General features: G+C 60.4%; 14 protein-coding genes and 1 pseudogene. 13 read left to right on the forward strand and 2 right to left on the reverse strand.

Going from position 1 to position 22022, the window contains the following annotated elements; translation table 11 throughout:
* Positions 1 to 245 (reverse strand): annotated as a pseudogene (locus ACH2A7_RS08685) (suppressor of fused domain protein); the annotation flags it as partial.
* A 501-nt stretch (positions 246 to 746) separates the two neighbouring features.
* On the opposite strand from ACH2A7_RS08685, the gene ACH2A7_RS08690 reads away from it, so the two are divergent.
* The 6 genes from ACH2A7_RS08690 (at position 747) to ACH2A7_RS08715 (ending at position 9995) form a co-directional block, all read left to right on the forward strand.
* Positions 747 to 1364, forward strand: coding sequence for a TetR/AcrR family transcriptional regulator (locus tag ACH2A7_RS08690; RefSeq protein WP_394961418.1), 618 nt, complete (start codon positions 747 to 749; stop codon positions 1362 to 1364).
* Between the two features lie 189 nt (positions 1365 to 1553).
* Positions 1554 to 2990, forward strand: coding sequence for a DUF6138 family protein (locus ACH2A7_RS08695; protein WP_394961419.1), 1437 nt, complete (start codon positions 1554 to 1556; stop codon positions 2988 to 2990).
* A 105-nt stretch (positions 2991 to 3095) separates the two neighbouring features.
* Positions 3096 to 5528 (forward strand): DUF6892 domain-containing protein, encoded by a 2433-nt coding sequence (locus ACH2A7_RS08700; RefSeq protein WP_394961421.1) that lies wholly within the window; start codon positions 3096 to 3098, stop codon positions 5526 to 5528.
* 11 nt (positions 5529 to 5539) lie between these two features.
* Positions 5540 to 6544: a hypothetical protein gene (locus tag ACH2A7_RS08705; protein ID WP_394961422.1), complete on the forward strand. Its 1005-nt coding sequence runs from the start codon at positions 5540 to 5542 to the stop codon at positions 6542 to 6544.
* Positions 6545 to 6553: 9 nt separating this feature from the next.
* Positions 6554 to 6802 carry a hypothetical protein gene (locus tag ACH2A7_RS08710; RefSeq protein ID WP_087171877.1) on the forward strand — a complete coding sequence of 83 codons (249 nt, stop codon included), beginning with the start codon at positions 6554 to 6556 and terminating at the stop codon, positions 6800 to 6802.
* 58 nt (positions 6803 to 6860) lie between these two features.
* The gene (locus tag ACH2A7_RS08715) at positions 6861 to 9995 is read left to right on the forward strand and encodes a suppressor of fused domain protein (RefSeq protein WP_394961423.1); all 3135 of its coding nucleotides are present in this window, start codon (positions 6861 to 6863) and stop codon (positions 9993 to 9995) included.
* A gap of 167 nt (positions 9996 to 10162) precedes the next feature.
* Here the strand turns inward: ACH2A7_RS08715 and ACH2A7_RS08720 are convergent, their stop codons facing one another.
* On the reverse strand, positions 10163 to 10798 hold the full coding sequence (locus ACH2A7_RS08720) for a helix-turn-helix domain-containing protein (RefSeq protein WP_394961424.1): 636 nt from the start codon (positions 10796 to 10798) through the stop codon (positions 10163 to 10165).
* Between the two features lie 1325 nt (positions 10799 to 12123).
* On the opposite strand from ACH2A7_RS08720, the gene ACH2A7_RS08725 reads away from it, so the two are divergent.
* The 7 genes from ACH2A7_RS08725 to ACH2A7_RS08755 all read left to right on the forward strand — a co-directional run bounded on the left by ACH2A7_RS08725 (position 12124) and on the right by ACH2A7_RS08755 (position 21980).
* The gene (locus ACH2A7_RS08725; RefSeq protein WP_394961425.1) at positions 12124 to 13584 is read left to right on the forward strand and encodes a C69 family dipeptidase; all 1461 of its coding nucleotides are present in this window, start codon (positions 12124 to 12126) and stop codon (positions 13582 to 13584) included.
* Positions 13585 to 14026: 442 nt separating this feature from the next.
* Complete coding sequence (locus ACH2A7_RS08730; protein WP_394961426.1) at positions 14027 to 15346, forward strand: 6-phospho-alpha-glucosidase; 1320 nt, start codon at positions 14027 to 14029, stop codon at positions 15344 to 15346.
* Position 15347: 1 nt separating this feature from the next.
* Positions 15348 to 16898: a hypothetical protein gene (locus ACH2A7_RS08735; RefSeq protein WP_394961428.1), complete on the forward strand. Its 1551-nt coding sequence runs from the start codon at positions 15348 to 15350 to the stop codon at positions 16896 to 16898.
* A gap of 22 nt (positions 16899 to 16920) precedes the next feature.
* Entirely contained in the window at positions 16921 to 18720 is a 1800-nt protein-coding gene (locus ACH2A7_RS08740; protein ID WP_394961429.1) for a PTS transporter subunit EIIC, read from the forward strand.
* A gap of 215 nt (positions 18721 to 18935) precedes the next feature.
* A complete protein-coding gene (locus ACH2A7_RS08745; protein ID WP_394961431.1) occupies positions 18936 to 19727 on the forward strand; it encodes a LemA family protein in 792 nt (263 codons plus the stop codon).
* Between the two features lie 10 nt (positions 19728 to 19737).
* Positions 19738 to 20694, forward strand: coding sequence for a DUF3137 domain-containing protein (locus tag ACH2A7_RS08750; RefSeq protein WP_394961432.1), 957 nt, complete (start codon positions 19738 to 19740; stop codon positions 20692 to 20694).
* Between the two features lie 47 nt (positions 20695 to 20741).
* Positions 20742 to 21980 carry a tetratricopeptide repeat protein gene (locus ACH2A7_RS08755; RefSeq protein WP_394961433.1) on the forward strand — a complete coding sequence of 413 codons (1239 nt, stop codon included), beginning with the start codon at positions 20742 to 20744 and terminating at the stop codon, positions 21978 to 21980.
* Positions 21981 to 22022 lie beyond the last annotated feature (42 nt).

A 22022-nucleotide genomic window follows, 5' to 3' on the forward strand; every position in this document is an offset into this window, starting at 1 on the left:
TCATCTCCATAAAGCACGGTCATCCCGTAGGTGACCAGGTGCTTATAGCCTTTCGGAGAACTGTATACGGAAAAGCCATCCAGATACTCATCGCCGCCGAGGGCCGCCCTGGACGTCAGAAGCGTCCCGAAGTGTTCCGGCTGTTGCCCCGGATACAGCGCTTCAAAAGCGTCATCAATGGCCTGCCAGCCGGGCGCATAGGTTTCATCCTCTTGCATGCGCTTTAGAAATTCTTCCTTTGTCATCGTGTCATCCTCTCTCTTGGGGGTATAAAAAAGCGCCCTGCGGCGCACTGCCGTGCAGGCAGGCGGACACAAGGCGCAAAAAGGCCGCACGGGAAGGACCGCATTCGTTTGCCGATGCGGTGTTTTCCGCAGCCAATATTACTTTTTTGTGCTGCGATGCAGCGAGGGGAGGAACTGTGGCGTTTGTGTGCATTGTTTTGCTCCGACAGGTGTATATTTTTGCGGAACGGGACTGGATTTAAAATAAATTATACCATAGATGAAGGCGCATTTGATGAATTTTTGTGGTAAGACCCGAAGTGTTCCTGCTTGTTTTACGAATGGAGCAGAAGGTCGGACGCAAACCCGTGTACTCTGATCGGCACTGTGGGCATCCCGAAAGCAGCGCACTGCATCCCCCGGCGTATTTTTAAGGAACAGTCTTGCAATTCGGTCCAGTTTCGCTATAATACAAATAAATACTGTTTTTTGATTTTGTATTTTAAATGGCGGTGACGGCTTGTGGCAAGAAAGGCGTATTCCGATGAGGAGAGAGAACAGGTAAAGCAGGCCCTGATGGCCACCATGATCCGGTGCATCGCGGACCGGGGCTTGATCCACAGCAGCATTGATGTTCTGTGCAAAAACGTAGGGATCTCCAAGACCTTCTTCTACAGTTTCTTCTCCTCCAAGGAGGAACTGGTGCTCCACGCCCTGCGCTACCAGCAGCCCAAGCTGCTGGACTATGCCAGGTCCCTGATGGAGGACCCCGGGCTCAGCTGGCGGGCGGGGGTGGAGACCTTTCTGAAAAACTGCTGTTACGGAGCCAAAAGCGGAGTCGCTGTCCTGTCCATTGAGGAGGAGCAGCAGGTGCACCACTGCCTTTCCGAGGAGAATTTCCAGGCCTTCCGACAGGACCAGGTGGTTTTTTATGGGAAGCTGCTTTCCATTTTTGGCCTCCCTTTGGACAGTATTGACCCCCGGCTGTTCGGCAATCTGGCCCTCAGCATGATGATGGTGCACAAGGCCATCCCGGACACCATGCCGTTTCTGTTCCCGGAGGTGGCAGAGGACATGGTGGACTTCCAGATCAGGGCGCTGGTGGACGAGATGGAGCGGGTAAAAGAGGATGCGCGATAGAGGAAAGCAAATGGATAGAGATCGGTACCCCTGCTCAAACGGACGGGAAAGACAGAAGAATATCGTCGGGTACAGAGCCTTGGGATACAGGTCCTGGTTCTGTGCGGCCTTTTCACGCCCTGCGTCAGACTGTCCAAGTGACAGTGCGGCGCAGGACATTTTTTATTGTTTGGAAAGAGGTAGACTTATATGAATTTGCCAAAACGAAATAGTGCGGACGGACGCTGTTACTGGATGAAGCCCGAGGTACAGGAGGAACTGCAGCCGCTCTTTGACCAGTGCATCCAGGACGCCATCGACGGCAGGATCACGCGGCTTGATTCCCTCTGGCCGCCGGTAGTGGTCAGCAGTCAAGGTGCGCCCTTTGAGGTGCACACTCTGGTGAGAAAATGGACCGAAGCGCAGCGAGCCGAGACTCTCGATGCGGAAAAGGCCATTGCTTTCAGCGAAAACCTGCGCCGCCAGAGCCGGTGGGGTGAAATTGACCACTATTTACTTAATATGCTGAAACGGGAGCTGCAGGAGAAATATTTTGCCGTGACAGGCAATGAAGATGATCACTTCTGGGATCGGGAGTATTCCCTGAAACCAGGTATCCGTGCAGAGGAGGTCCCGGAGCCGCTGCTGCGTTTCGCCTGCTATGTGGCGGTGAGCTATAAGGTATATGGTATGGACTTTCAGTATCTGGACACCAATTACCTCTTTGGACTGGTGGAGAAAGTCCGTCCTGATATGGTGAAAAAGCTCCGGGAAAATGGGACCGGCAGGCTACCGATCTCTCTGCAAAAGAGAAAAACAGAGCACTTCACCGCGTCGGCCAACGATGCCTTTGCCGTTATCCGGATCACTGCCAGGGACAACACGGAGGAATGCTGCCGTGAAGTGCTGAACTACCTGTGTGAGGTTCTGGAGCAGGAGGATTTTCCCCGCAGCTATGCGGTGGAGTTCAAAGGGCCGGAAAAGAGGTATCTTCCCATCACAGGCCTGCCCAAAAAGGGAATAAACCAGCTCTTTGCCTGTGCCGTGCAGTACCCCGGCCTCCACTCCCTGATGGAACGGTACGCCCGGCTTGCCATGCGGCAATATGAGCAGTACACCAATCTCAGCGATGAGCAGTGCGCGCTCCCCGGAAGTTTTGCCGTGTTCGCCCTGGGAATGCTGGGGCAAGAGTGGCGGCAGCTGGTATGGGATTATCTCGATCTCTGTGATGATGAGCACTCCCACTTACAGGAAAAATTCCTCCGGGAGTATGTGAAACAGTTCGGATTTACCGCCGATACCGTCCCTGTATTTGTCCGTGGGGTGCTGTCCATGCAGAACATGAAGTATTCCAAGGACTATGCCGCGTGGATGGCAAACGCAGAAAGCTTGGATGCTCTGCTGGAGGCAAAAATCCACCTGTTCGAGATCGTTCCAAGCGGTTTTTCCTCCGACGAGGATGACGATGATGACGAGGACGAGGAACCCGCCGAAGAAACAGAAGCCAGCCCGGAGGAAGTGCTGCAATACGCATGGGAAACGGTCTGCTATGTGATCTGGGGCAAAGCCAGCGCCAAGGGCGGCAAGAACGTGGTGGAAACCGCCCCGGAGGAACTAAAGGAGCGGTATTCGGAAATTTTTCGGTAGGACGAAATGGAGGAGGCCATCCGGGAACGGGACTGGTAATTCTTCCGTGCTTTGACCACAGGATTGTCGCTGTGATGCAGGAATCGGACAAAGGAGAAACTACCCATGGCAGAGTTCAAACACATCATAGAGGATGCGCTGGACATTCTGAAATTTGACGGAGCCGTACAGGACACGCTGGCCCGGCTTCGAGAAAAATGGGGCCCACAGGTCCCGGCGCTGCTGGATGAACGCTTCGATGCCGTCGGTGTCCAATATATGAAACTGCCCCATGAAAAAGGGGCGGCGGCGTTGGGGCAGGAACTCTCTGCCTTCGGCTGGGCGTTGTATAACCTGGACGATGAGGACGAGTATCTGTTTGCCTTGATCCCAGAAGAAGAACGCAACGAATGGGAACGCTACTGCAAAAAGCAGGGGCAATATTGTCACCTGATGAAACAGCAGAGGCGAAAATGGGGCGACCATGCCAAGGAGCAAGATCCTGGTGCGCTGATGCCCTGCGAGGAATACATACTCCAAGATGAGTACGATTATTTCTTCAATTCTCTGGCGGGTGATTTTGCGGCGGGCGAGTGGAAAAATCAAAACGCGGAAGAATGGAAAAATGGCTGTGTGGCTGATCTGCGTTGCCGTCCACCCCAAGTAACCCGCTCCCACAGCTTGCCGCGCCTTGGGTGCCTCACCTATTCCCCGGAACATGAACTCTATGCCGCGTCCAGAGCCGCTGGTGGCGGAACCATCGGCCGGGCATTGCTGAGCAAGGATCCGGCCACCCTCAACTGGGCCGAACCGTCCCCCATCGGGTACGACGGCCCGCCCCGCACCCTTTGCTGGGCGGACCATTCCTTCTGGGTGGGGGATCCCACCAACGCTACACGGATCGAACTGACTGACCGGGGCACCTGCCGGGATGTGAAAAACTGGACTCTGCCGGAAGACGGATGGAGCACCAAATACCATTGCGGCATTGTGGCGGACGGGCTGGGCCGGGTCTACTTTTCCAACGAGTGGTACAAGGGGCAGATCTACCGCTGGGAAAAGGGCAAGGTGACAAAACACACCTTCCCTTTATACGGATACGACCATCTCTCCGAGGCCGTTCCCGTTCCCGGCACAGGCCGCATTACCATGATCCACGCCGTCAGCGGCAAGGGGCGGGTGGAAGAATGCCTGCTGGACCTGGACATGGACACCGGGCGGTGCCGCGTCGCTCCCCTGCCCGGTATGGGCGAGGGGCTGAAACTGCGCCGGTTTGCCGGGGACTGGCTGCTGGTGCAGGGAAACGGTGAGATTCTCTCCGATGACTTTGCCCAGCTTGTCAACAGCAACACCCGTGAAGTGCTGCGCATCCGTCCGGGAATGTTCGGCGGGGAGAAAATGCAGCACATCGGAATACTCACCGACGGCACGATGGTCATCGTCACCCGGCGGGATGGGGTCGGGCCGGTGTTCCGTTACCCCATCGACTTCTGGGGCTTTTTGCGCTCGGCCAATAAGCCCAAAAAGCTGGAATGGCGGGAGTACAAAGAAGTGTACCCGAATCTGCCCGTCTTTCTGCCGCCCAGGGCCACGGAGCGAAAAATCGTTCTCAAAAAGGACAGCCTGACCATTCTGGGGTCGGCCTTTATGCCGCCGTTTACCCTGTCGCAGCTGGCGGAAAAGCTGGGGCCCGCCCGCATTGTCCTGCAAAACGGAACACGGAAAAGCCCAATTACAGGCCGAGAGAGTTCCTATACCCAGGCCCTTGCTTTGTGGGACGAGCTTGGACTACAGGGCTGGTTGGATGAAGATGAGCAGACCATCAAAACCCTTGGCGTCCGAGTGGCGGCCCAGGGCGAGTATGCGGTGCGGCAGCCATTTGACGGAGCGGTCTGGATCGGGTCCAGGGACTACCGGGAGGCCAGCTGGAAGGAGTTCGCCGGATTTGCCCACACCCTCAAATTGGGCGGCTTTACCGTTTATACCCGCCTGCCGGGCCCTGTCCCGGAAGAGCGGTCCGCCCAGAGAACAAAGCTGGAGGCCCTCTCCGCCATGGTGCAGATCAGCTGGAAAGAGCCGGAGAAAAAGATGGCGAAAGTGCAGAAATACAAGCTGCCCAAGCCGACGGAATCCGTGCTGCACTTTGATACCTTCAACTTCAAGCTGGCGGTCATGGAAGTGCTGATGTACGAAAAAGGCTTGCTGGCCCCGAAACTGGATGCCCATGGGTTTGCCAGAGAGTATCGCCGCCGCAAGATCGACCTGGACGCGGAAGGGTATGAACCCATCCCTGAGATTCGCAAGTGGCTGGAACAATACCCGATCCCGGCGCGGCTGGCCCGGGAGGTGACAGAGATCGAGATGGATGGCGGCAGCGAGATCTATACCCAGCTCTGCCCGTTCTGGGATGGCGAGGACGGCGCCTTTGATCTCAACACCATTACCGAGGCGGAACTGCGCCAGTTCCCCAGTCTCAAACATATAACTCTCATGTCCTCCAAGCCGGAACAGGTGCTGCCGGTGCTGGAACGGTGCGGTATCAAGGCGGACTTGCTGTGAGGTGCGCGGCTATGAACGAGAATTTATTTCGCCCACAATTTGATACATTGAAACTGTCCGATAAGCTCTGGCTGATGCAGACCCTGGGGGCTCGTTATGGCCTTGCCTTCAAGGAGCTGTACACCTTTGCCCGCTGGGGGCAGAGCTGCACCACCGGCCTGTTTGAAAAAGACGGCCGGGAGTTTGTTTTTGTCCCGGGCGACACCGTGACCCTTGGCTGGGAGAGCTTTGCCCAGGGGATGGACAAGGCCAGCCAGGAGGAACTGGCGGATTTTTTCGCGGAGATCGAATATGAGGGCACTGCGGAGGAATTTCTCCGGCAAGGCATGGCCCCGGTACGCCGGGTGGCCATCGGCCCCCTGTTTGTGGGTAGAAAACCGGAGGAGATCGGCTGGGAGAGCGTGCCCATGAACGACCCCCGCATCACCGCCCACCCGGACTGGCTGGATGCTTTGCGAAAGTGGGCGGGCCGGGACGGCCGGAGCTTTGAGATACACGAAACGGTCCGCTTTGAACGCAATGGCGACAGCTGGCGGGCGTGGCTGTGCCATCCGATGACCTACCCGGAGTTTCAGCGGTCCCTGTTGTGGGAGCTGGCAGCCAGCCTTCCCACGCCGGATGAGTGGGCCTATCTGTGCGGGGGCGGATGCCGCACCCTGTTCCCCTGGGGGGATGGGCTGGACTGCTCCCTGCATCTGCACCACTATGAAGGCGAGGAAGAGCAGGGCAAGCCATACGATATGGAGCAGCCCAACTTCTTTGGCCTGTCGATTGCTTACGACCCCTATAAACGGGAGCTGGTGGACGGGAAAACCCTGACCACCTGCGGCGGCGACGGCGGCTGCAATATCTGCGGCGGCATGGGGCCTTTGCTTGGGTATCTTCCCTGTTCCCCCCACTGTAAACCGGAGGCGCGGGAGGATAACGAAATACACAATGGCTATGACGTTTTCCGCCCTGTGATCCGGGTGCAGACATCCGGGTGGAGAATGGTATCGCCCGGAGATGAGAGGTGATATTACCAGATGATCGAAGCAATTATGAAAATCCATACCACTTCTTCTTCGGTTACATTTGTATGTGGCGATGTTGCTATTATTGGAAATGGTGAGTTTCGGGCTTCATCAGGAAAAGTGGATGGTTTTATCCTGTATGCCGACACTTTGCGGTATGAAAACGGAGCGAAGCTCTCACGGGATGAACAGGAAAATTTGAAGTGCCTGTATCAGCACTTTGTATTGAACCGTGAAGATTTCATAGACTGGGATATTTGAATGATGATTTACAGTAAAGCAACGACCGCATAGAAAGTCAAAACACGGAGGTACGGATATGGATTTGTTGCAACAGTGCCGGCAATGGTTTGACCAGAATGAAATTCAGAAGGTGATCGACACTCTGGAGGCCATCCCCGCCGGGGGGCGCACCCCGGAACTGGACAGCGAACTGGCCAAGGCATATATCGCCGTTGCCGATGCAGGAGAACGGGAGCCTTATGAAAAGGCGCTGGAACTTCTGGCGCCCCATGAGGAGCATTTTGCGGGCGATCACTGCTGGAATTACCGGATCGCCTGCGCCTATTATTACCTGGACGAGGAAGGCCCCGCCCTGCGGTACTTTGAAAAGGCGCTGGAAGCCCGCCCCGGAGACAAGGACACCCAGGAATACATAGACGATTGCCGCCATCGTTTGGCCCTGCCCCGGTTTACAAAGAACTTCCGGGAAAGGACCCGGGAGGCCTGGGCCGCCTTTGCCCGTATCGAGGGGACGCTGCGCCAGATCATGGACACCGACAAAATGCACGCCCGCGGCGAGGAACTGATCGAAACCTGCAGCCGGGCGCTGGAGATCGCTCTGAGTAACACCGCCTTTGAACTGGGCTTCAACGGGGAAAAATACGAGCTGATCCTCAGCCCGGAGGGTCTTCGCTCCCGCCTGTTCCCGCTGGTGTATTTCCAGCAGCAGGCCCCGGAATCGGTGCTTGCCCATTGGAATATCCGGGTGGGCCGCCAGCCCGCCCCAGGCTTTCTGCTGCGGACCGGAGAGATAGAGGTCCGGGCCGAGGATGTGCGGATGTGGGCAGAGAAAACAGAGGATCAGAGGGTGAGCCTGGGCCTTTACTGCGAGAAGTTGATTCCGCTTTTGAAAGAGGACACAGACAAGGTCTGGTGGGCGCTGTCCATGCTGGTGGATCAAACCGTTGGCGAGATTTCCTCAATCGCCTTTGTGGCCGGGTTTGATGTGTATGCCCGGCCGAAAGAGGAACCGGCCATGTGCCTTTCCCAGCTGCCGGAACTGCTGCAAGGTATGGGGCTCCCCCTCTGGCGGGATGGCAGCGACTATCTGGAAAACAGCTATGTGGCCTATGAGCGGGAGCCGGTGAAGGACCCGGATGCCGATTGGCGGCTGGATGTCTATGCCGGCAACTGCCGCCTGCCGGTGCTCATCAACGACTATATGGCCGCCCGCAGCGATATGGTGGACGAGTACCATAAAGATGGCATCGCGGCGGGGTTCCTCTGCTACCCCTTGGAAAGCTTTACCGGCGAGGAGCGAAGCAAAGCCATTCTGGACTTCCGGGATGCTCTGCGGGATGCCGTTCTGGGGGAGGCGGGAGTACAAGCCGTGACCTTCCTGGGTGATGCCACCGGCCTGTACTACGGGTATCTGGATTTCATCGCCTGGGATCTGCCCGCCGTACTGACAGCGGCGCAGGCCTTCTTTGGAAAAAGCGGCCTGCCCTGCGCTCACTTCCATGCCTTCCGGCGGAATGTGGGCGGTGTGCCGCTGCTGGAAGAGGAGGAACCGGCGCCTGCCGTTCACGAGGAAACCGGCTCCCTGCTCTCGGCGGAGGATATCGAAACGCTGGCATCCTTTGACGAAGGAACTGCCGGCTACTTTGGGAGAATGCTCCGCTGGCTGGAGGATTTTATCAAAAGCGGCGTGGAAGAAGGACGGTTCACCGAAAAACAGGCTCACCAGGATCTGCAGATCGCCCTCTGGTATGCCTTCGCCTGCAACAATCTGGATGATTATATCCATTATTACCAGGCGGCAGAGTGGATGAAGGATTCGGAGAAAAACGCCGCCGGCTGCGCCACCTGGTACTACCGCTATTCTGTGGCGCTGATGTACTGCGGCCGACTGGAAGAAGCGCGGGAATATGCGGAGCAGGGCGCCCGGGAGGAGCCGGATTACCCCTGGATCTGGCTGCAGGTGGGCAAGCTGCGGGCGCATTTTGGCGATACAGCCGGCGCGCTGGACGCTGTGACGCAGGGCCTGGCCCTGGAACCGGGCGACTATGAGTTCCTGACCCTGCAAAAAGAGATCAAAGCCGGAGCAACCCTGGAACAGATGGAGTACCACTGGATCGACCCGGATGCCGATCAGGCTCTCCAGCAGGGGCTGGGCCAGGATGTGGACGACAAACAGCGCGCCCTGGCCTGTATCCGGGTGGACGAAGCGGGCCTTGCCGCATTTTATGAGCTGTTCAGCCCGGAGTGGTGCGGCTATGAGAAGAATGCCCCCTGCTGTGAATTCCAATACCCGGTGAAGGAACAGCGGGTGGAGCTCTCCTTCCGCATGAACGAAGCCGGCCTCTCCAAGATGGGAACAGACTGGCTGCGGCAGTTCAAGGAACGGTTGGACAGCGGGGAATGGCTGACCCACACTCCCGAAGGCGAGCCGGAGGGAACCTTGATTGCGGTGTTTGTGGAGCAGAACTACCGTATCAGCCTTGTCTACCAGCAGCCGGGAGAGGATCAATATTTTCAGATCTTCCTGAACCCGGACGGCACAAAGGCGGATGCTATCTGGTCCTCAAGGAAAAACAGCGCGCCGGAGGTGTACACAGAGGAGGAGATGTCGGCGATCGAGCGGCACATTCAAAACACCTTCGGCGCCTTTGAGAATGTGTTCCATGAGCTGGTTTCCCCCGACATCCATGTGGACATCTGCGTGGTCCCTCCCACAGAGGAGCGGGACTATTACACACTGGTGACGATGGGCATGGGGGCCCACCGGATGAATGTGCCAAAGGAACTGGCGGAATACAAGCTGGAGCGGGCGGAGCTGGCCATCGCGCTGCCGCCGGACTGGAAACTGGATGCGGAATCCCTGAAGGAGGAGCGGTGGTACTGGCCCATTGGCTTCTTGAAGGTGCTGGCCCGCCTGCCCATTTCCGGCGATACCTGGCTGGGCTTTGGCCACACGATGGACAAGCAATCGCCCTTTGCGGAGAACACGGCTCTCTGCGGCGCAGTTCTGGTGGGCCCGCAGGATGTTGTATGGGAAGGCGGCGAGGTCTGCCCGTTGCCCGGCGGTGAGGAGGTCAACTTCTATCAGGTAATTCCTCTCTATCGGAACGAATTGCAGTATAAACTGGAGCATGACGCGGACGCTCTGCTGGAAAAGATGGCAGGCATCAGTTTTGTGGTCGATCCCGCTCGTCGGAATGCCGTCACCTGAGGAACGCTTGCGGAGAAGACAGTGGAGCAATAGGGATTCTGCCCGGATGTGGTCGGCCAAGGCCCGGAGGAATCCACCGTGGGCCCATTGGCCGCTGTGCTGCGGCAGTCCGCCGGCAGGCGACACTTAGAATCAGGCGGGAAAGAAGCAGCTCCAAAAGGTACAAATCATAGTTTTTTCCTTGGCTTTCTCGGTTTCGTCCCCACCGCCGTGATCATGGCATAATGCTCCTTGCTTTTCCGGGTAATGCTGTTGTAGTCCTCGGAGGTGAGGAACTCCAGCAGCCACTCCTTTGGTACCTTATAGGTGTGCTGGTAGGGGAACGCCTTGAGCCTGCCCTCGGTGCACCAGCGGCTGACGGTGCGGGAGGCGTAGCCGGTAACGCGGGCGATCTGGCGAGCATCCAGCACGTCGGGCTGGCGGGCCAGCAGCCGCTCGTACCAGCGGCGAATCCGCTGGCGGGTGGCGTCGGTGAGCAGGAGCGCGCCGTTCAGGCCGAAGGCCGGGGGCTTGTGGTTCGGGTAGTTCTTGTACCAGCCGCTGGGCGGGGTGTAGTACGCCGGCTCCGCCAGGCGGCGGCGCAGGTAGGCGGCCACGTCGGCCTTGGCGATCTTGTAGCAGCGGGTCTGCTTGCCGGTGTTCTCGCAGGGCACCAGCCCGCTCTGCAGCAGATACAGCGAGGTGCGGGTGCCGATGCGGCAGGCTTTGCGGAAGTCGGTGCGGCCCATGGGATCGGGATAGGGCGCCAGCAGGTCCTGGATCTCCCGCTCCAGGGCGTCCTGAACGGGGTTTGCTTTCTTCATCTTCGGTTCTCCTTTGTTTTGAATTTGGACCCGGAGAACCACTGTATTTTCCACTGAAATTATACAAATTGTTGAATAACGAAGAGATACTACACAAAATCGGCCCGAAATCTTGCATTTGGCGGAATCCGCTTTCCGGCGGCGGGGCGCAAACCCAGTGTTTATCCGGAATATCGGCCCCTAATTATCTTGCATGAAATCTTGCATTTTTCCAAAAAATCTTGCCAAACGGGGCCAAAACGAGGGATGCCGGTTTGATTCGTACCAAAGCCATTTTTCGGGCTTCGGCTCCTCGAAAACGGCTTGAACCCGCCAAAAATCCGGGGACAAACTGACCAGCTCTGACCCGCCCTGTTCCGCAAGAGCCTTTTCGGCGCAGGACTCGAAATCTCGTAGGGTGTTAACAGCACCGCCAGGGTTCAAATCCCTGCTACTCCGCCACGTCGCCGCAAGCGTTCGCTTGCGGCGGCTTTTTGTATTTTGCGCGACGTGACGCGCACGCTGGTATTTTAGGGCTATGCCCGCATATGAAAAAACGGCTTGGCCGCGGGATGTTCATTTGTAAAAAGTCACCGAGCGCTCGCTCCGCTGCGGTTCCTTTTCTCCCCCCAATTTTGCTGCCCAAACTTTCGGGGTCCGTTGTCTTGCGCCATACCGCTGCTTTGCGGCGGCGCGCCTTTTTTTAAGGCGCGCCGCCGACAACATTTTTCTTGCTTCAGGCGGCCACATCCGCCTTGACGATCTTGCAGCGGCGGGTCTGTCTGCCGGTGTTCTCACAGCTCACAGGGCGCAGCCGCTTTGCGGCGGGTAGAGCGAGGCGCGGGCAGCGCTGCGGCGGGTTTTGCGGAAGTTTGTGCGGCCCATGGGGGCGGGCCGGGGGCGGCAGCTTGTGTATCTGCCGCTCCAGGGCGCCCTGCGGGGGCTCGTCTTGAAGGAGGCTGGCGAAGGGGGGCTCGGCCCAAGATCTCCCTTTCGCTCATTTGCCTGTACTCAGTCATCCGAACAGCGCGGCGCCGGCCAAGAGAACAGCCGCTGCCTCCAGCAAATCCTTGAAAAACCGCGATAAACGGCCATTCGGGCGGCACATCCGCCGCCCCGGACCTTGCAAAGATACGGTTCGCAATACTCCTGGGACACAGGGCGGAAAATTGAAACCAGCGGCAACCCGGGGCTGGAAACAGCGCGGCATCCGTGCTATGATAAATGGGTCGCATAAGGGCGAAAAACCTGTTTTTTCGTCGATTCCCGGTTGCGGGAAATCTTCTGCGCAGTGAAAAAAGCTGTACACGATTCCAAACAGATGTACATAGAAAAAGGAGAACGATATGCCCTGTACCACGATTCTGGTGGGAAAACAAGCCAGCCATGACGGCTCCACCATCATTGCCCGCAACGACGACGGCGCCTTTGAGGCCAAGCGGCTGTTGACCCACCCCGCCCGGGAGGGCGCCGCATCCTACAAAACCGTCATCTCTCACCTGACTGTTGCGCTGCCGGAGAAGGCCCTGCGCTACACCGACTGCCCCAACGTGTCCAAGTCCAACGGCGTGTGGCCCGCCTGCGGCATCAACGGGGCCAACGTGGCCATGACCGCCACCGAGACGATCACCAGCAACGCCCGGGTGGTGGGCGCGGACCCCTATGTGCGGTATCAGGAAAAGAAGGGCCGCGGCAGCAAAGAGGTCCCCGGCGGCATCGGCGAGGAGGACCTGGTGACCCTGGTGCTGCCCTACATCCATTCTGCCCGGGAGGGGGTACTGCGCACCGGCGCGCTGCTGGAAGAGTACGGCACCTACGAGCCCAACGGCATGGCCTTCGCGGACGCGGATGAAATTTGGTGGCTGGAGACCATCGGCGGCCACCACTGGATCGCCCGGCGGGTGCCGGACGACCGGGTGGTCATCATGCCCAACCAGTTCGGCCTGGACCATTTCGACTTCGCGGACGCCTATGGGGAGCAGCGGGAGCACCTTTGCTCCAAAGACCTGCGGGAGTTCGTGGAAAAATACCGCCTGGCGCTGGACACCGGCGCCGGGTTCAACCCGCGGCTGGCCTTCGGCTCCCATTCCGACGCGGACCACATTTACAACACCCCCCGCGCCTGGTTCATGGCCCGGTATTTCCTGCCCCGGACGTACAAGTGGGACGGGGAGAACGCCGACTTCACCCCCGAGAGCAACGACATCCCCTGGTCCTTTGTGCCGGAGCGCAAGGTGACGGTGGAGGACGTGCGGTATCTGCTGGGCTCCTATTACCAGGGAACGCCCTACAACCCTTACGACAGGACCGCCGCCTGCAAGGGCAAGTACCGCACCATCGGCGTGCCCAACAGCGACGTCTGCGGCATCATGCAGATCCGCGGCTGGCTGCCCGAGGCGATTCAGGGTGTGGAGTGGCTGTCCATGGGGGGCAGCGGCTTCACCGCCTGCTTCCCGGTGTACGCCAATGTGACCGAGTTCCCCAAATACCTCAGCGGCACCACCGAAACGGTGTCCACCGACAGCATGTACTGGCACAGCCGGCTCATCGCCGCGCTCACCGACGCCCATTTCGGCAATGCCCTGCTGTTTGACGAGCGGTATGTGAACGCCGTGATGAACCGCGGCCAGCAGCTTCTGTACGAGTACGATGAGAAGGTGCGGCAGGGCGCGCCGGCGGAGATCTTGAAGGAGGCCAACCGCAAGATCGCCGCAATGGTGCAGGAAGAGTCGGACAAGGCCCTGGCCCGGATCCTCAAAAACGCCTCCGAACACATGAAGATCCGGTATCACCGGGGGGACAACTGACCGGACGATACACAAAAGAAAGCAGCACCGGCCGCCGGAACAGCGGGCCGGTGCTGCTTTCTTTTTGCTGTTTAGGGAAGAACGGCAGCCGCGTCCAAACCTTGTAAAACTACCGGGATGATGCGCCGGCAGAGAGCGGATCCCCCTGTTTTCGCAAGGCGTTTTCCCGACGGGGCGGACAACACAAGGCCCCGCCCACCGGCAGGGGGGCGGGGCTGCACACCAGCCGGGACAGGGTGGCGCAGGAGTGCGCCAGCAGTTCCGGGCGCTTGAGCACCCGCGGCATCATGGCCTTCGCGGCCTGCGAAAATATACAGTAAATTTTTTCTTCCTTTGAAAAAAATACGGAAAGCGCAAAACGTCTTTTACAATGGCGGCGGGTGTGTTATAGTCGACCCATCCCGAACAACAAACCCCGGCGGAGGAGCAAGGAGAAAACGGTATGAAAAGCTATCAACTGGTCATCTGCGGCGGCGGCAGCACCTATACTCTGCCCATGATCAAAACACTGTGCGACTTCAGGGAGGTGTTCCCCCTCCGGTCCATCGTGCTCTTCGACGTGGACCCGGACAAGCAGCACATGGTATACGAGGCCGCCAAAGTCATGGTGGAAGAAGCCATGGGCGGCGTGGAGGTGAGGGAGTGCTACACACTGGACGCCGCCTTTGCAGACGCCGACTTTGTGTTTATGCAGATCCGGGCCGGCGGCCTCAGGATGCGGGAGCAGGACGAGAAGATCCCCCTGCGCCACGGCTGCATCGGCCAGGAGACCTGCGGCGCCGGCGGGTTTGCCTACGGCATGCGCAGCGTGCCCCAGGTGGCGGAGATCGTCAGGGCGGTGCGGGCGCAGAGCCCCCGGGCCTGGATCATCAACTACTCCAACCCGGCCGCCATTGTGGCGGAGGCCACCAAGCGCCTTTTCCCCGGCGACCGGCGGCTGATCCATCTCTGCGATATGCCCATCGCCATCATGGACGCCTTTGCCGAGAGCCTGGGCATGAAGCGGCAGGACCTCACCCCCCGCTACTTCGGGCTCAACCACTTTGGCTGGTTCACCAACCTGTACGATCCCCGGGGCAAGGACCTGCTGCCCGCCATCCGCACCATGCTCAAAAGCGGCAGCGCGGCGCCCGAGGAACTGAAAGGCGACGCGGACTGGGTGGAGACCTTCGCCCAGCTGGGTGAGATGGTGCGGGACTTCGACGGCGAGGGGTATGTGCCCAACACCTACCTGCAATATTACCTCTACCCGGAAAAGATGGCCGCCCATATGGACCCCCGCTACACCCGGGCCAACTTCGTCATGGATCACCGGGTGGCGCATGTGCGGCAGATGTGCGAGTACATTGTGGAGCACGGCAGCATCCGGGGCTCGGGGCTGGAAAAGGGGGTCCACGGCACCTACATCGTGGAGCTGGCCTCCTCCATCATCCGCAACGAAAACCGCACCTTCATCATCATCACCCCCAACAACGGCATCATCCCCAACCTGCCCCCGGAGGCCATGGTGGAAGTGCCCTGCCTGGTCAACGCCAACGGCGTCACCCCCCTGCATATGGGAAACATCCCCACCTTCTACAAGGGGCTGCTGGAAAACCAGTACGCGTACGAGTGCCTGACGGTGGACGCCCTGCTGAACGGCGACAGGGACGCCGCCCTGAAGGCCCTGGTGCTCAACCGCACAGTGACGGATACCGGCAGGGCCAAGGGCATCCTGGAGGATCTGATCCGGGCCAACCGGGACTACTGGCAGGTGAAGTGAGATGGAGCACAAGGTTTATTTCAGCGATTATCACTCCAACATCCATTCCAACCAGCTGGACGACCTGGACCGCTGGTACGACTTCGCCAGGGATATGCTGGATTTCTGGGCGCCGGTGTACTATCCCTTTTTCATCAACGAAAACGCCGCCGGCTTTCACTTTGAGGACACCTGGCCCCCCGCCCGGTACGACGAGGACTTTTCCCGGCTGTGCCGGTATCTGGAGGAAAAGAAGGACGGCTTTGTCACCTTCCCCGCCTACGAGTGGCAGGGCAGCGGAGCCGACGGCGACCACAACGTGTTTTTCAAACACTACGACAGCCGGATGAAAATGCCCCTGACCTACCGGGAACTGGTGGAGCAGCTGCGCCCGGCGGAGTGCATCGGCATACCCCACCACACCGGGTACATGCCCGGCCACCGGGGCAAGAACTGGGCCACCAACGACGAGGCATTTTCCCCGGTGATGGAGATCTACTCCAGCCACGGGTGCAGCGAATCCAGCGACTGCGCCATTCCCCTCAACGTCCACATCCACATGGGCCCCCGCACCGAGCAGGGCACCGCCCTGTACGCCATCCGGCAGGGCATCAAGGTGGGGTTTATCGCCTCGGGGGACAACCATGTGTGCCCCGCCATCGCGGGCAACGGCTTTTTCGGGGTGGTGGCCGGCCGCTACGACCGCGACGAGATCTACAGCGCCATCCAAAACCGCCACACCTACGCGGTGACCCGGAGCCGGATGCTGCTGGACTACCAGGTCAACGGGGCCATTCTGGGCAGTGAGATCCCCTCCCGGGGCGAGAACCGCCTGCGGGCGGAGGTGGTGGCCGGGCAGGCGGTGGACCGCATCGAGCTCTACCAGAACGGGGTGGTGGCGCGGGTGTACACCCACGCCGGCACCTACGAGCGCACCAGGCACACCGGGCCGGTGACCTTCAAGTTCGAGCTGGAGGCGGGCTGGGGGCCCGACCGGCGCAACTTCCCCGACATCTGCCAAAAGACCTGGGACATCCAGGTGAAGACCCGGGGCAGGATCGAATCGGTGGAAAAGCTGTGGACCTCGCCGGGCAGCGCCATCCTCACCCAAAGCGAGGGGTGTCTGTCCATGCGGGTGGTGAGCAGGAAGGACCTGCCCGGCCAGGGCAAGCTGTCCCAAAAGAATTATTTCAGCCCCAACATTCAAAACCAGTCGGTGATCGTGGAGATCACCGATGACATCCGGCACAGCATCGAGGTGTGGATCGACGGGGTCAGACAGGAGATCCCCATCGCCCGGCTGCTGGAGGAGTCGGTGCTGTTCGCCCAGGAGCAGGAGGCCCGGCAGCTGCTCGAAGAGCGGTTCGGCTTTGGCGAGTACTACCGGGAAGACCCCTTCTGGCACAACGCCTACAAGGTGCTGGTGCACCGGGCCTGCCCAAAGGAGGCCTACCACATGACGGTGGAGGACGTTCTGCCCCCCCTGGAGCGGGAGGAGGACAGCTTTTTCATCAAAGTGCTGCTGAAAAGCGGAGAGGCCGGATGGGCCAGCCCCATCTGGATAAAAGCCTGAAAAAAGACGGAGGAGGATAACCATGAGCGAATTCAGAACCACAGCCGAAGCCATCATCCGGCAAGCGGGCGGCCTGAACAACATCGTCAGCGCCACCCACTGCATGACCCGCCTGCGATTGGAACTTCATGATGAATCCTTGCTCGACCAGGAGGGGATGCGCGGCGTCAAGATGGTCAAGGGCCTGAACAAGGTGGGAAACCAGTACCAGATCATCCTGGGCACTGGCATCGTGAACAAGGTGTACGCGGAAGTGGACAAGATCTTCCAGGAGAACAACAAGGTCTCGGAGAACGGAAAGTCCGGCGGCACGGTGCTGCAGAAGGTGTCCCGCCTGTTCGGCGACATTTTCATCCCGGTGATCCCCGTCATCGTGTCCAGCGGCATTTTGATGGGGGTGCGCACCTTCCTCACGGAGAGCGGCGTTCTGGGCACCACCGGCGCCTGGTACACCGTGCTCTCGGTGCTCATTGACACCGGCTTCACCTTCCTGCCCGCTTTGGTGGCCTACAGCGCCGCCAAAAAGTTCGGCGGCAACCCCCTGTACGGCTTCGTGCTGGGGCTGATGCTGCTCTCCAGCAGCCTGCCCGCCGGCGGCGCGGTGGGCAAAGGCAACGCCGAGCTGCTTCAGGTGCCCTTCTTTGACCTGTTTACCATCAGCGTCAAGGGCTACCAGGGCTCGGTGATGGTGGCCATCGTGGCCGGGTACTTCGTTTCCCTGTTTGAGCGGCTGTGGCGCAAGGTGGTGCCCAATGTGGTGGACATGATCCTGACCCCCATCCTCACCCTGGCCTGCAGCTTCTTCCTGATCCTGTTCGGCGTGGGCCCCGTCATTCAGCTGGTGGAGGCGGGCCTGCTCCAGTTCTTCCTCATGGTGCTGCAGCTTCCCATCGGGCTGGGCGGCTTCATCTGCGGCGCCCTGCAGCAGGTGCTGGTCATCACCGGCATGCACCACGGCCTGTGGTTCATTGACATCAACATGCTGGCGGAGACCGGCCGGAACTTCTACCAGCCCATCCGCAACGCCGGCATGATGGGCCAGGCGGGGGCGTGCATCGCCTTCGCGCTGCTGGGCATGCGAAGCTACTCCAGCCTGAAAGTGAAGGACATCCAGGACATCTGCCACGTCTCCTCCACCACGGTGTTCCGCTTTTGCAAGAAACTCAACGTCAGCGGGTTCAGCGAACTGAAATTCCTGCTGGACAGCGAGCAGGGCCGGGAGGTCATCGAGATCCGGGACAACTACGCCCTGTCCTCCAAGACCAACATCCACCTGACCAACATCACCAAGTCCTTCATTGCCACCCGGGACCTGATGACGGACCAGCAGATCGACACCGTGGTGGCGTGGATGCAGCAGGCGCGGAAGATCAACATCTTCGCCAACGGCAGCACCTCCCTCATCGGGCGGGACCTGGAGTACAAGCTGGACCGCATCGGGGTGACGGCCAAAACCTATGACGAAGACAACTCGCAGTATTTTGCCGCCATGAACGCCACCCCCGAGATGCTGTGCTTCGGCATCTCCTACTCGGGGCAGACCAAGTCGGTGCTTCGCAACCTGCGGTATGCCCGCGGGCAGGGCGCCAAGACCATCCTCATCACCAACGTGGACAACCGGGGCAGGTTTCAGGACCAATACGACCTCATTCTCTATGTGGCGAGCAACGAGGCCATCAACCGCCTGATCACCACCACAGCCCGGCTGACCATGCTCTATCTGGTGGATCTGATCTTCTACAGCTTTATCTACAGCGACTTCGACCGGTTCAACCGCATCCTGCTGAACAACCGGGTGCAAAACAAGGTGCCGCTGGACTGAGACAACAAAAGACAGGGAAGGGAGTGCGCCGCACCCCCTTCCCTGTTCGTTTGTGCGCCGGCGGCCGGCCCAAGGCAAACGGGGCACAAATCCCCACGAAAGCCTTGCCCCCTCGCCGGCTATCTATTATAATAGAAGAAACGGCGCCCGCCCGGGACACAAACGGGGCGGGCGTTTTGCAAGGCAGGACCAAGGTTCGGAAAGGGAGGAACAGGATGGGAACTGCGGGGATCGTTGCGCTGGCGGTGGCCGGCGTGGTCATACTGCTGGCGGCGGGGTATATCCTGGCGTACAACCGGCTGCAGCGGCTGGCGGTGAAGGTGGAGGAGGCGGGCTCCGGCATCGACGTGGCCCTGGAGAAGCGGTGCGACCTGCTGGGCGAGCTGCTGGCGGCGGTGAAGAAGTACCTCTCCCATGAGTACGAGACGCTGACCGGCGTGACGGCGCTGCGCAGCGGCACGGCGGGCGAGCAGCGCCGGCTGGATCAGCAGGAGGCGGCCTCGGCGGAGGCCATGCGCAGCATCGATCAGGAGATCGACCGGCAGAGCCGGAACGTGGAGGAGATCCGCCGCAAGCTGGAGCGGGGGCGCTTTCGCCAGGGGCGCGGGTCCCGGGGCCGGGAGCGGGCCCGGGAGCTGCGGGCCCAGGCGGACGCCAGCATGCAGCAGGCCCGGCAGGACCGCAGTTCGGCGGTGAACCAGAAGATCGGCACGCTGGCCTCCGCCCACCGGGACCTGAACGGCGTCTCCTCGGGCATCGACGCGCTGTACGAGCAGTATCCCCTACTGAACTCCTGGATCTCCCTGGACCAGTTCCAGCGGGCGGCGGTGAACGTGGAGGAGCATCTGCAGGCGGCCCGGCGGCTGTACAACGCCAACGTGTCGCTGTACAACCAGACGGTGCGCACCTTCCCCTGGATGATCGTGGCGGGCCTGTGCCACATGGAGCCCGCGGATTTCTACGAGGCCGAGGAGAGCAAGCGCACCTTCCAGGCCAACTTTGACTGAGGTGAGGCCCATGAGCGAGAAAGAGATGGAACAGCTGCGGCTGCGCGCCCGCAAGCTGGACCGCATCGCCATCGCCGTGTCGGCGGCGGCCTTTGTGGTGCTGGTGTCGGCGACGGTCCGGCTGGCTGTCGCGGCGGGGGAAAAGGTCACCACCTCGAACCTGGCCAGCCTGGCGGGCGGGGTGTTCCTGCTGCCCCTGCTGCTGGCGGTGGGGCTGTACGCGCTGCTGTATTTTGGGATGGTCCACGGCGCCTACCAGAAATTCAACCTGGCCTTTAAACAGACCTATGTGGTGGACACCATCCGCGCCATGGGCGGCTTCGAGGACCTGCGCTACGCCCCCGGCAAGGGGTTTTCCTACAACGAGGTGTGGGACAGCTGCGTGGTGGCCACCGGTGACGCGAAGTATTACGGGAGCGAGGACCTGCTCACCGGCGTTTACCGGGGGCTGCCCTTCGCCTGCGGCGACGTGGTCACCAAGTATCTCAAGCGCAGCGGAAAAAAGACCCGGGAGGAGACCATCTTCTGCGGGCAGATCATGCGCTTTTCCCTGCCCCGGGAGGCCAAGTGGAGCTTCGGCCATCTGCAGATCTTCGAGAAGGAACTGCTCAGCGACCTCAAGGGCCGCACCGCGCCCCACCGGGTGCAGGTGGAAAACGAGGCCTTCAACCGCCGGTTCCAGGTGTTCGCCGCGGACGAGCACAACGCCTTTTATCTGCTCACGCCGCAGATGCTGGAGCAGATCGTCCGGTTTGCCGACGCGGCGGGGAGCCAGACCGCCATGGCCTTTGTGGGGCGGTCGCTGTATGTGGCGGTGAACAACGACCGCAGCGTGTTTGAGGCGTCGGTGAAAAAGCCCGTCGCCGGGCAGCGGCAGGACATCCGGGCCGAGGCGGAACTGCTGTGCCGGGCCGGGGAACTGCTGGTGCTGGAGGCGGACGGCCTTTCGCAGCCGGCCCGCAACTGAACCACAACTGAACCATTCAAAATCACAAAGAAAGAAGCGAAGCGAACATGGGAAAATTTTTCAGTGACGAAGTGGAACAGGCCCTGCAGTACATCTACTACGACAACCGGCTGGGCGGCCGCCGGGGCCAGGAGGGCTTCGACCTGCTGGTGAAGGCCTCGGAGGCGGGCGACGGGGACGCGGACTGCGTGCTGGCCCGCTGCCTGAGCGGCGTGCAGTACGTCTGGTCGGGCCACCACTTCCCCGAGGACGACCAAAAGGTGATGAAGCTGCTGCACCGCTCCATCCAGCGGGGCAGCGCCCTGGGGGTGCTGGTGGGCAAGCGCAGCGGCGCCCTCACCCCGGTGTGGCAGTCCAAGTGCCCCATCACCCTGCAGCAGGCTTTCAAGCAGGTGCTGGACAAGGCGGCCGGCGGCGACGCCTTCTGCCAGTACACCATCGGTAACGTCTACTTCTGGTGGGATTTTCTGTCCATCGACGGCAAGAGCCGGCAGGACTTTGCCGACGAGGCGGCCTCCCACGCCTACATCGCCGAGAATGTGGCCAAGTGTGAGGACTGGTTCTGGCGGGCCTTCCGGGGCGGCATGTACCTGGCGGGCAACAACCTCTGCCACTACTACCAGAACGGCGACGGGGACTATGTGGCCCCCCAGCCGGAGAAGGCGGCGGGCATCTACCGGGAGGGCGCGGAACTGGGCTATCCCGTGCACCAGTTCTTCTACGCGCAGCAACTGGAGGAGGCCGGCGACAAGGCGGGCGGCGTGCAGTGGCGGCTGAAGGCCGCCGAGGGCGGCCAGCCTGGCCTGTGGTACAATCTGGCGCTGGCCTTTGAGAAGGGCGAGGTGGTGGAAAAGGACCCGGCCAAGGCCCTCTACTGCTACGAGCATGCCCTGGAAGAGGGAGAGAGCCTGGCCTACAGCGCCCTGGGGCTGGTCTACTTCTTCGGCAAGGGCGTCCCCGCGGACCCGGCCAAGGCATTCGGGTACTTCAAACAGGACCTGGAGGTGTGCAAGGACACCTTCAGCTGCCCCTACCTGGCCCAGTGCTATCTGGAGGGCTGGGGCACCGCCCCGGACTACCAGCAGGCCTATCAGCTTGCCTGGCAGACCAAGGACAAGGAGCGCAGCTGCTATGTGCTGGGGCGCATCTACTGCGAGGGGCTGGGCATGCCCCAGGACATCGCCATGGGGGTGGATTTCCTGAACCGGGCGCCGAACATCGCCCGGGCCCGGGAGGAGCGCGCCCACTACAAAAAGAGCCTGCTGGGCCGCTGGAAGCGGGTCTGAGCGCCCGCTGCGCGGCGCGGCGGGCAGGCCCGGCGCCGGGGA

Source organism: Candidatus Allofournierella merdavium (assembly GCF_944382735.1).
GTDB lineage: Bacteria > Bacillota > Clostridia > Oscillospirales > Ruminococcaceae > Allofournierella_A > Allofournierella_A merdavium.

Coding starts and splice junctions, on each gene's coding strand:
- ACH2A7_RS08715 (WP_394961423.1), top strand. CDS start 6,861: ATGGATTTGTTGCAACAGTGCCGGCAATGGTTTGACCAGAATGAAATT.
- ACH2A7_RS08750 (WP_394961432.1), top strand. CDS start 19,738: ATGAGCGAGAAAGAGATGGAACAGCTGCGGCTGCGCGCCCGCAAGCTG.
- ACH2A7_RS08745 (WP_394961431.1), top strand. CDS start 18,936: ATGGGAACTGCGGGGATCGTTGCGCTGGCGGTGGCCGGCGTGGTCATA.
- ACH2A7_RS08740 (WP_394961429.1), top strand. CDS start 16,921: ATGAGCGAATTCAGAACCACAGCCGAAGCCATCATCCGGCAAGCGGGC.
- ACH2A7_RS08695 (WP_394961419.1), top strand. CDS start 1,554: ATGAATTTGCCAAAACGAAATAGTGCGGACGGACGCTGTTACTGGATG.
- ACH2A7_RS08725 (WP_394961425.1), top strand. CDS start 12,124: ATGCCCTGTACCACGATTCTGGTGGGAAAACAAGCCAGCCATGACGGC.
- ACH2A7_RS08730 (WP_394961426.1), top strand. CDS start 14,027: ATGAAAAGCTATCAACTGGTCATCTGCGGCGGCGGCAGCACCTATACT.
- ACH2A7_RS08705 (WP_394961422.1), top strand. CDS start 5,540: ATGAACGAGAATTTATTTCGCCCACAATTTGATACATTGAAACTGTCC.
- ACH2A7_RS08720 (WP_394961424.1), bottom strand. CDS start 10,798: ATGAAGAAAGCAAACCCCGTTCAGGACGCCCTGGAGCGGGAGATCCAG.
- ACH2A7_RS08700 (WP_394961421.1), top strand. CDS start 3,096: ATGGCAGAGTTCAAACACATCATAGAGGATGCGCTGGACATTCTGAAA.
- ACH2A7_RS08755 (WP_394961433.1), top strand. CDS start 20,742: ATGGGAAAATTTTTCAGTGACGAAGTGGAACAGGCCCTGCAGTACATC.
- ACH2A7_RS08710 (WP_087171877.1), top strand. CDS start 6,554: ATGATCGAAGCAATTATGAAAATCCATACCACTTCTTCTTCGGTTACA.
- ACH2A7_RS08735 (WP_394961428.1), top strand. CDS start 15,348: ATGGAGCACAAGGTTTATTTCAGCGATTATCACTCCAACATCCATTCC.